The organism is Affinirhizobium lemnae (genome assembly GCF_022968395.1).
Lineage (GTDB): Bacteria > Pseudomonadota > Alphaproteobacteria > Rhizobiales > Rhizobiaceae > Neorhizobium > Neorhizobium lemnae.
Window position 1 is genome coordinate 1 of the sequence record NZ_JALJQZ010000084.1, and the last position, 7,631, is coordinate 7,631.

Below are 7,631 nucleotides of genomic sequence, written 5' to 3' on the forward strand. Positions count from 1 at the left end.
ACGGCAGCCTAAAATCAAAAACACCAATCAGTCGCATCGGGCTAAGCAGGGATAACGTGTTGAGCCTCAACAGCTAGACGCATAAGTTGAGATTATATCGGTTATTCTTGAGACATATTTGTCATAAAAATAGCAAATTTACTGATTGCGTCAGCAATGAATTAGATGTTTGTAACTAACTTCGCTCCGATACAGGCCCATCTTTTGTCTGCGTAGGAACTCCATGCTTGTTCGCATTTCGAAGCATTCGCTCTGCCAAGGCATGTATGTTGAGGCCGTAGAATGTCCCGACGTAGAATTCAATAAAAAGCGTTTCCTTCTTCGTGAGAAGGATGATTTGGATGCAATACGTCTTAGTTCTGCCGTCTCTGTTTTGATCAACACGACTTTGGGCTGCGCCAAACAAGAGAACAAGCCCACGGATTCGCTCAGCGAAGCGAAGGAGAAGCTTGTCGAGAGCCAGATTGTTGCAACTGCCCTGATGCAGGGCATCAACGATGTCTATTCCGTTTTCGACCAACTGGTTGCTGGTAAGGAATTCGATCTGGAAAAAACGCGCAGCGTTGTCCGGACACTTGAGGAGGTGGCTACCCGCTCGACGTCAGCGCTGATCCAGATGACACGGTTGCGCAAGAAGGACACAGCTACTTATCTGCACTGTCTCAGCGTAAGCACGCTCATGATGCGCATCGGACAATTATTGCGTCTTAAGGAGCAAACCATTCTAGAACTCGGCATGGCTGGATTGCTGCATGACATAGGTAAGCTTTTCACGCCAAGTCAGATCCTCGTCAAAACCGGTTCTCTAACACCGGAAGAACGGCGGATCATTCAATCTCATCCGGACGTCGGTTATGATATTCTGCGTAGCAACGGCATAGACTGCGAACTCATCCTGGAGGTTTGCAGAAACCATCATGAAACCCTGGATGGAAAGGGATACCCAAGAGCCTTGAAGGCGCCGGAAATTAGTCTTGCCGTTCGTATTGGCACAGTGAGTGATGTGTATGATGCGCTGACATCGACAAGACCCTATAAAAAGCCCTGGACGTCCAAGGAAGCGTTGGACTGGATGTACGAGCGCAACGATCAGTTTGATCGCAAGATCCTTCATCGATTGATGGAAGCCGTGGGGGGCTGAGGGTTGTAAAAACAACTGGCTCCGGCCTGTTTCACGGAGTAGAAGGCGGCAAGGAGATCATGCCGTGACTATTACTTCCGCCTTGCTCAAGCATCTCAAGGACCCCGCCCTGTTCGAGGCACTCGCCGAATTACCATCTGGGGAGCTTTCGACACTCAAGCGTTTCAAGGTCTTCAATCCGTCGACAGGCGAATTGCTGGCCAAATTGCCGGACATGGGCGTGGAAGAGGTGCGTGTTGCAATCAACCGGGCGGAAGCCGCGCAGGAAAAATGGGCCGGCCTGACAGCCCGCGAGCGGTCGAACATTCTCTGGAACTGGCATCGTCTAATCCTGCAACGTAGCGACGATCTTGCCGCGATCCTGACGGCGGAGATGGGGAAGCCTCTGGTTGAAGCCAAGTCGGAAGTGGCCCATGCGGCTGCTTATTTGCAGTGGTATGCGGAAGAGGCAAACCGCATCTACGGTGAGACGATTTCCGCTCCATCCAACGATCGGCGAATGCTGGTGATCAAGCAACCGGTTGGTATTGTCGGTGCTATCACACCCTGGAATTTTCCGGCGTCCATGGTTGCGCGCAAGATCTCTCCAGCGCTGGCAGCGGGATGTACCGTAATCATCAAGCCCGCTGAACAGACGCCGCTTGTCGCGGGTGCTATGTTCGCACTCACTCGTCTTGCCGGATTCCCGGAAGGCGTCGTCAATCTCGTGTATGCTGCGGAAGGCGAAGCGGTCGGCACCGAGCTTTGTACCAATGTCAAGGTTCGCAAGATCAGCTTTACCGGCTCGACAGAGGTAGGTCGGGTTTTGATGCGGCAGTGTTCGGATCAGATCAAACGGATCAGCTTCGAACTGGGAGGAAATGCTCCATTCATCGTTTTCGATGACGCGGATATCGATGAGGCTGTCGATGGCGCGGTACAGGCAAAATTTCGAAATGCGGGCCAGACCTGCGTCTCCGCCAATCGTATTTACGTTCAGGCAGCCGTCTACGAGGAGTTTGCCGAAAAGTTTGCGCATCGCGTTCAGTCTCTTGTCGTAGGAGACGGTTTCGATCCCCGCACGACAGTCGGCCCGCTCATTGATGAGCGTGCGTTGTTCAAGATGAAACAGCATATTGATGACGCAGTGGCGCAAGGCGCACAGGTTCGTTGCGGCGGCAGGCAGTGCGGCAATGACGGTACTTTCTTCCAGCCCACGGTCATTACCAATGTCAGCAAGACCATGAAGCTTGCTCAGGAAGAGACCTTCGGTCCTCTTGCTCCTATCATTCGCTTTGACGATGCCGACGAGGTTATTCGTGAGGCGAATGACACAATCTATGGCCTTGCTGCCTATTTCTATGCTTCCAACATGAAGCGAGTTTGGCGCGTTGCTGAGGCCCTGGAATATGGAATGGTTGGCGTCAACACGGGTCGGATGTCTTCCGAAGCGGCACCCTTCGGTGGCATGAAACAATCCGGCATAGGACGAGAGGGTTCGCGGCACGGTTTGGAGGATTACCTCGAAATGAAATACATCTGTCTGGGCGGCTTGTGACAGCGATCCGCATTTTTGTGGAGCGGAGACTGCTTGCGAGTTTCACCTTCTTTGCGCATAGAGGTGCAACAGACAATCATCGGAGCGACGGGAAAGAATGGCGGACTTACAGGCTTTGGTCGAAGAGATCCATCATACGTTGAAGCCGCGGACCGGCGAAGGCAAGGTGGCTGACTACATCCCATCGCTTGCACGTGTCGATCCGAACAAGTTCGGTATCGCGGTCGTTGATCTCGATGGCAATGTCTACAAGACTGGCGATTGTGACGAAGCCTTTTCCATTCAGAGCGTGTCCAAGGTTTTCACTCTCACTCTGGCGCTGGGCAAGCATGGCGAAACGACCTGGAACCGGGTTGGCCGTGAACCTTCAGGCTCCGCTTTCAATTCTATTGTTCAGCTGGAACATGAGCATGGTAAGCCGCGCAATCCGTTCATCAATGCGGGTGCCATCGTCATTTCGGATTCCGTACTCGCTGGTCACACGCCACGTGAGGCGATTGGTGAAATCGTTCGCTTTGTTCAGTATCTTGCAGATGATCCTACGATAGCGATTGATCCGGAGGTTGCCCGATCTGAAGCAGCAACCGGTTTTCGCAACATGGCGCTCGCAAACTTCATGAAGTCCTACGGCAAGCTTCAGCATCCGGTCGATCACGTGCTAGGTGTCTATTTCCACCAGTGTGCGCTTGCCATGAGTTGTACACAGTTGGCACGTGCAGGTCTCTTTCTGGCGGCCAACGGAAAGAACCCGATCACCGGTCACAGGGTAGTTTCGAGTCAGCGGGCGCGTCGTATCAATGCGTTGATGCTAACATGCGGCCATTACGATGGTTCTGGTGATTTCGCCTATCATGTAGGCTTGCCTGGCAAGAGCGGTGTCGGCGGCGGCATCATGGCGGTCGCACCCGGCAAGGCTTCGGTCGCTGTCTGGTCTCCCGGTCTCAATCAGAACGGAAACTCGCTGGTTGGCTCGTTGGCTTTGGAAATGCTGGCAAACAAGACAGGCTGGTCAGTATTCGGCAGCTGAAGCGATCAGCGCGCGCGAATATTTAAAATAATGAATGTTGCATCTTTTCTTTCGCAATAGCTGAAGCATTTTTCAGCTTACAAAGACGAAATGCGTTAGGGCTCACCCTCGCATTCAGTGGGCTTCCACGTTCAACGAACAGGGTTAGCTCATTCTATTGTCGGGGTATCACCATTCTTCCAATGCTTGAGAGGTGCGGCAAGGAGAGGAGCAGCGATATGCTCCTCTCTTTCTTATTTCAGCGAAAAATATCAGCTTTCAACCGTGCTGCCACCGTTGGCTTGCAACAATCGGACGACCGATGCACAGTTTTCATTGCTCTGGTCGATGTAGTCCAGCGGCGACGACCAGCCGATCATAATGCCTGTCCCTGCGGCAATAGCCCAGGCAGGCTCATTGGTTGCGCGCTCAATCAGGCGCGGACCCTCATTCGCAACACATTGTTGGAACTGCTGCACTGTTTGCGCTGATGCGTTGGCGCGCTGCAATTGCTCCTGAGCTTCCGCCTGGAGCGGGTTGATGAGAAAAAGCGTAATGAACCAGGCGGCAATATCTGCAAACATCCTGACGTCCTCCAATCCGGCATCGAACTCAAATGGGTCCGACATCGTGAAGGCGCCGTAACCTTCACCAGAGGGGCCCGGACCAGCGGGTTGTATCTCATATGGGATTGTTAGAAGCTCCATTCAAGAGCCTGAGGAACTGCTATCGGCAGATGTCAGGCCCGCTATTTGTCACCCAGGATTGGAGATCTTGGCCGGTGAATATGTCTGGCGCGAAGACACAAAAGCTCAAACAGGACGAGGGACGCTTCGCCGCGGCTAACGGGCTTTCTGGTCGATACGACCACAGCCGAGGAGACTGTAAAGGGTTTCCTGCCGACCTGGGAACGCGTGGTCGAACAATACGTTTCAAATCATGGCTCACAATTACGGCGTCAAACTGAGACGCGCCCAAGGCCGTAGGCCCAGCGCGCCGTAAGGCATTCTTCGTCATTGGGCTGACATTCGCGGCAGACGTGGGGCCTTACGTCATAGATTGTGCAGCTTGTTGCAACGCCGATCTGTCCGTCCAATGCCAGACAGCGCTGGCCTTCGCAGCTCATGCCGCTGAGATCTTCGGCGATCAGATGCAAAGGAATTTTCGTCAGCGCATCGTCGCTTTCCATCGTGAAGCGCGGCCAATCTGAGGAATAGGCACAACATGCACCGCATGTTTGGCAATCTGCGCCTGTGAGAGACATGGAATTCTACCTCGACTTCACTGCAGGTGAGGGTCACACAAGGCTCAACGAGGCTTGCCGCAGCATTTCATTTCAAGTGATTACTGGCGCCAGATTTGTCAAATGCCGAAGTTGCCTCGTCTCGCTCAAGACGCGCCTGCCGCAGACGCTCAGTCTTTTGCTGACGCTGCTTGTCCAGAAGGTCAATCTCATCGATTGCGCTCTTTGGCGCTGTTGCCTGGACTTGAATATTCATAAAAGCAATCTCCGCCTCTTGGCGAGATTTGCTGTAGTTTTGAGACATATTAATCCTCGAAGACTACCGCAGAGTAGCGGTTGATTGAAACTTGAAGGAAAATTCTTCCGTTCAAAATACGATCTCGCAGATCAATTGAACAAGCATTTACACATGAAAGTTTCATTCAACCTATCAGAAATGGATGCAGATACAAGGTTGAATACTGATACGAGTATCTTCTCAAGAACACGATTCATTTCGGCACTTTTTCATCGATAGACGCAGAGCGTTGTTATCGATGACGTGGCTGCGACGTATGTGACCGGCGGCAATCCAGGAGAAGAGAGTTGAGATGCGAGAGCAGCATCTGCGGCAAATGTTAGGGAGCCAGACTTGGCGGCCACCAATCTGACTTCATCGAAATCAATGAAGCGGCGGACGAGAGGCCAGGTGGCTTTGAAAATTGCCTCTTTCGCGCAGAAAATCAGGGTGAAGATCAGTGCGAGATTATCGCCCATCAGATCCTTCAGGACATTTGCCTCTGCCGGGTCCGCAATGACGCTGAAGAGATCTTCTGCCTTTTGCAAATCGACGATATGTTCGATATCGACACCAAGACTCCGGCAGGCGATGAAGGGGGCAATCACCGCAATTGCCTCTCCTTTGCTATGGGTGATGCTGCCAACAACGCCTGCGGGCCATATAGGCTCTCTATAGAGACCGGTTGCCGCAGGCGTGGTATCCAGACCCAATCGGCGGCAGGCTTCAACCGCGCAAGCTCTACCTGCAAGATATTCGAGTTGCCGGCTTGGTACGGCGGTAGCAAGAGCTGGTGGCAACTGGATCCCGCCTGCCTCTCGCACCGGTTCGCGCATGGGTTCGTAACGGGTTCCAATCCCCAGCATGCCGGGTGCTAGTCCTGGTAGACGGATCTCGGTGAACTCGAATGCAGGCACCATTGCTCTTCCCAGTTCACGCTACACGATGGAAGCGTGCGGTGCTGAATCTCCATCCGTGCCTGTCGTTCGGACGTTTGCCGCTCGCGTCATCAGGTTGCTCGTCAGCTGATTTATTGTTTGCAACGTCGCATCAGCCTGCTGCATATCCATTTGAAGCGCTTGTCCGATACAGCGTAGAACCTCTCCGGACTTCGCTTCAAGCTCGCGACCCGCCTGCGTCAGGTGGATATCGACACGACGCTCGTCGTCGGCGCGTCGCTCTTTGCGTACCAACCCCATATTGGTAAGGCGTTTGATGAGTGGCGTAACCGTACCTGAGTCGAGGCCCAGCTGCTCGGAGAGCTCTCCCACCGATGATGACCCAGACCTCCACAGAAGACGCATTGTCAAGAACTGCGGATAGGTAAGACCAAGAGGTTCCAAAGCCGCCCTGTAGACGCGGTTGAACGCCTGCTCTGCTTTATAGACTGCAAAGCAGAGCATTTGATCCAAAGCGACGTCACTGGTTGGTTCGGCTTTTTTCATGAGCTGAATATATATTGTGCGCAATCTGATTGCAAGCTATTGACGGATGGGTCTGTCCGATACATATTGTGCGCAATAGAATTGTGGATCACTGAAACGGTGGCCACACAACCCGAGGAGAAGACCTATGTCTGTCGACGCAAAGTACAAGACCTCTGCAACGGCTTCCGGCGGTGGCCGCGATGGAAAGACTGTGTTGGACGATGGTTCAATGGAACTGCAACTGGTTGTTCCGAAGGAACTCGGTGGTCCGGGCGGTGAGGGTGCAAATCCTGAAAAGCTGTTTGCTCTGGGTTACTCTGCGTGCTTTCTGGGTGCCCTGCGCGTCGGCGCGCAGCAATTGAAGACGAAGGTTCCCGAAGGTTCTACAGTGAACGCAACTGTGGGAATTGGCCCCCGCTCTGAAGGCGGTTTTGGCATTACGGCTGAATTGGACGTTTATTTGCCAGGCATGGCTGAAGATGAGGCCCAGAAGCTCATTGAGGTCACCCACGGCATCTGCCCATACTCCAATGCCATCAAGGCAAGCGTTGACGTGCCGACAAAGATCCGCACCTAACATCTGGGAATTTTAAAAGATATTGGAAGGCCGGTCATCGCGGGATGGTCGGCCTTCATTGTCTCAGGCGGGTTTGACAAAGAAGCTACGCGGTTTCTATCGCGTTTGCGGCTTTAACCGACGGTATCGAGACAAAGCGACATACGCCTCCACACTACCATGAATTTGCCTCCGAACTCGTGCGCCAGACGGCCGCGGAGTGATGAGGACGAGCAAATTAACTGCCTCGCCACTGTCGATCATAAAGGATGTCTCGACAACGAGGCGTTCCCGCGCCAAAAGCATGGCCCGACCGTGGTTGCCAGCCCGTCGCCATAACAAACTGTGTCTGAAGGAAAATGAGCCGATGAATTTCGTCCTGACCGTAACCTGCCCCACCGCTCGCGGTATCGTGGCCGCGCTCTCGGGTTATCTGGCGGAAAA

At 53.3% G+C, this 7,631-nt stretch carries 9 protein-coding genes and 1 pseudogene; 5 read left to right on the forward strand and 5 right to left on the reverse strand.

The annotated features are described in order from the left end of the window. Nucleotides 1–223 precede the first annotated feature (223 nt). The 3 genes from MUU53_RS22565 (at nt 224) to MUU53_RS22575 (ending at nt 3,705) form a co-directional block, all read left to right on the forward strand. Nucleotides 224–1,141, forward strand: coding sequence for a cyclic di-GMP phosphodiesterase (locus tag MUU53_RS22565; RefSeq protein ID WP_247262855.1), 918 nt, complete (start codon nt 224–226; stop codon nt 1,139–1,141). Between the two features lie 64 nt (nt 1,142–1,205). After that, nucleotides 1,206–2,678, forward strand: coding sequence for an NAD-dependent succinate-semialdehyde dehydrogenase (locus MUU53_RS22570; RefSeq protein ID WP_343229132.1), 1,473 nt, complete (start codon nt 1,206–1,208; stop codon nt 2,676–2,678). A gap of 97 nt (nt 2,679–2,775) precedes the next feature. Then, nucleotides 2,776–3,705 (forward strand): glutaminase, encoded by a 930-nt coding sequence (locus MUU53_RS22575; protein ID WP_247262856.1) that lies wholly within the window; start codon nt 2,776–2,778, stop codon nt 3,703–3,705. Between the two features lie 251 nt (nt 3,706–3,956). Here the strand turns inward: MUU53_RS22575 and MUU53_RS22580 are convergent, their stop codons facing one another. From MUU53_RS22580 to MUU53_RS22600, 5 genes are all read right to left on the reverse strand, one after another. Further along, complete coding sequence (locus MUU53_RS22580) at nt 3,957–4,313, reverse strand: hypothetical protein (RefSeq protein ID WP_247262857.1); 357 nt, start codon at nt 4,311–4,313, stop codon at nt 3,957–3,959. A gap of 329 nt (nt 4,314–4,642) precedes the next feature. Further along, complete coding sequence (locus MUU53_RS22585) at nt 4,643–4,948, reverse strand: YkgJ family cysteine cluster protein (RefSeq protein WP_247262858.1); 306 nt, start codon at nt 4,946–4,948, stop codon at nt 4,643–4,645. Between the two features lie 67 nt (nt 4,949–5,015). After that, nucleotides 5,016–5,231 (reverse strand): hypothetical protein, encoded by a 216-nt coding sequence (locus MUU53_RS22590; RefSeq protein WP_247262859.1) that lies wholly within the window; start codon nt 5,229–5,231, stop codon nt 5,016–5,018. 203 nt (nt 5,232–5,434) lie between these two features. Further along, nucleotides 5,435–6,124, reverse strand: a complete 690-nt coding sequence (locus MUU53_RS22595) for a 4'-phosphopantetheinyl transferase family protein (RefSeq protein ID WP_247262860.1) — start codon at nt 6,122–6,124, stop codon at nt 5,435–5,437. Between the two features lie 18 nt (nt 6,125–6,142). Next, nucleotides 6,143–6,607: a MarR family winged helix-turn-helix transcriptional regulator gene (locus MUU53_RS22600; protein WP_247262861.1), complete on the reverse strand. Its 465-nt coding sequence runs from the start codon at nt 6,605–6,607 to the stop codon at nt 6,143–6,145. A 169-nt stretch (nt 6,608–6,776) separates the two neighbouring features. Between MUU53_RS22600 and MUU53_RS22605 the strand changes: the two genes are divergently transcribed. Both MUU53_RS22605 and MUU53_RS22610 read left to right on the forward strand, forming a co-directional pair. Then, nucleotides 6,777–7,208, forward strand: a complete 432-nt coding sequence (locus MUU53_RS22605; RefSeq protein WP_247262862.1) for an organic hydroperoxide resistance protein — start codon at nt 6,777–6,779, stop codon at nt 7,206–7,208. 202 nt (nt 7,209–7,410) lie between these two features. Beyond that, nucleotides 7,411–7,631: pseudogene (locus tag MUU53_RS22610) on the forward strand (hypothetical protein); the annotation flags it as partial.

What these genes read in the sequence shown, in the direction of transcription:
- MUU53_RS22565 (WP_247262855.1), top strand. Translation starts at nt 224, where the DNA reads ATGCTTGTTCGCATTTCGAAGCATTCGCTCTGCCAAGGCATGTATGTT.
- MUU53_RS22575 (WP_247262856.1), top strand. Translation starts at nt 2,776, where the DNA reads ATGGCGGACTTACAGGCTTTGGTCGAAGAGATCCATCATACGTTGAAG.
- MUU53_RS22580 (WP_247262857.1), bottom strand. Translation starts at nt 4,313, where the DNA reads ATGTCGGACCCATTTGAGTTCGATGCCGGATTGGAGGACGTCAGGATG.
- MUU53_RS22585 (WP_247262858.1), bottom strand. Translation starts at nt 4,948, where the DNA reads ATGTCTCTCACAGGCGCAGATTGCCAAACATGCGGTGCATGTTGTGCC.
- MUU53_RS22590 (WP_247262859.1), bottom strand. Translation starts at nt 5,231, where the DNA reads ATGTCTCAAAACTACAGCAAATCTCGCCAAGAGGCGGAGATTGCTTTT.
- MUU53_RS22595 (WP_247262860.1), bottom strand. Translation starts at nt 6,124, where the DNA reads ATGGTGCCTGCATTCGAGTTCACCGAGATCCGTCTACCAGGACTAGCA.
- MUU53_RS22600 (WP_247262861.1), bottom strand. Translation starts at nt 6,607, where the DNA reads ATGCTCTGCTTTGCAGTCTATAAAGCAGAGCAGGCGTTCAACCGCGTC.
- MUU53_RS22605 (WP_247262862.1), top strand. Translation starts at nt 6,777, where the DNA reads ATGTCTGTCGACGCAAAGTACAAGACCTCTGCAACGGCTTCCGGCGGT.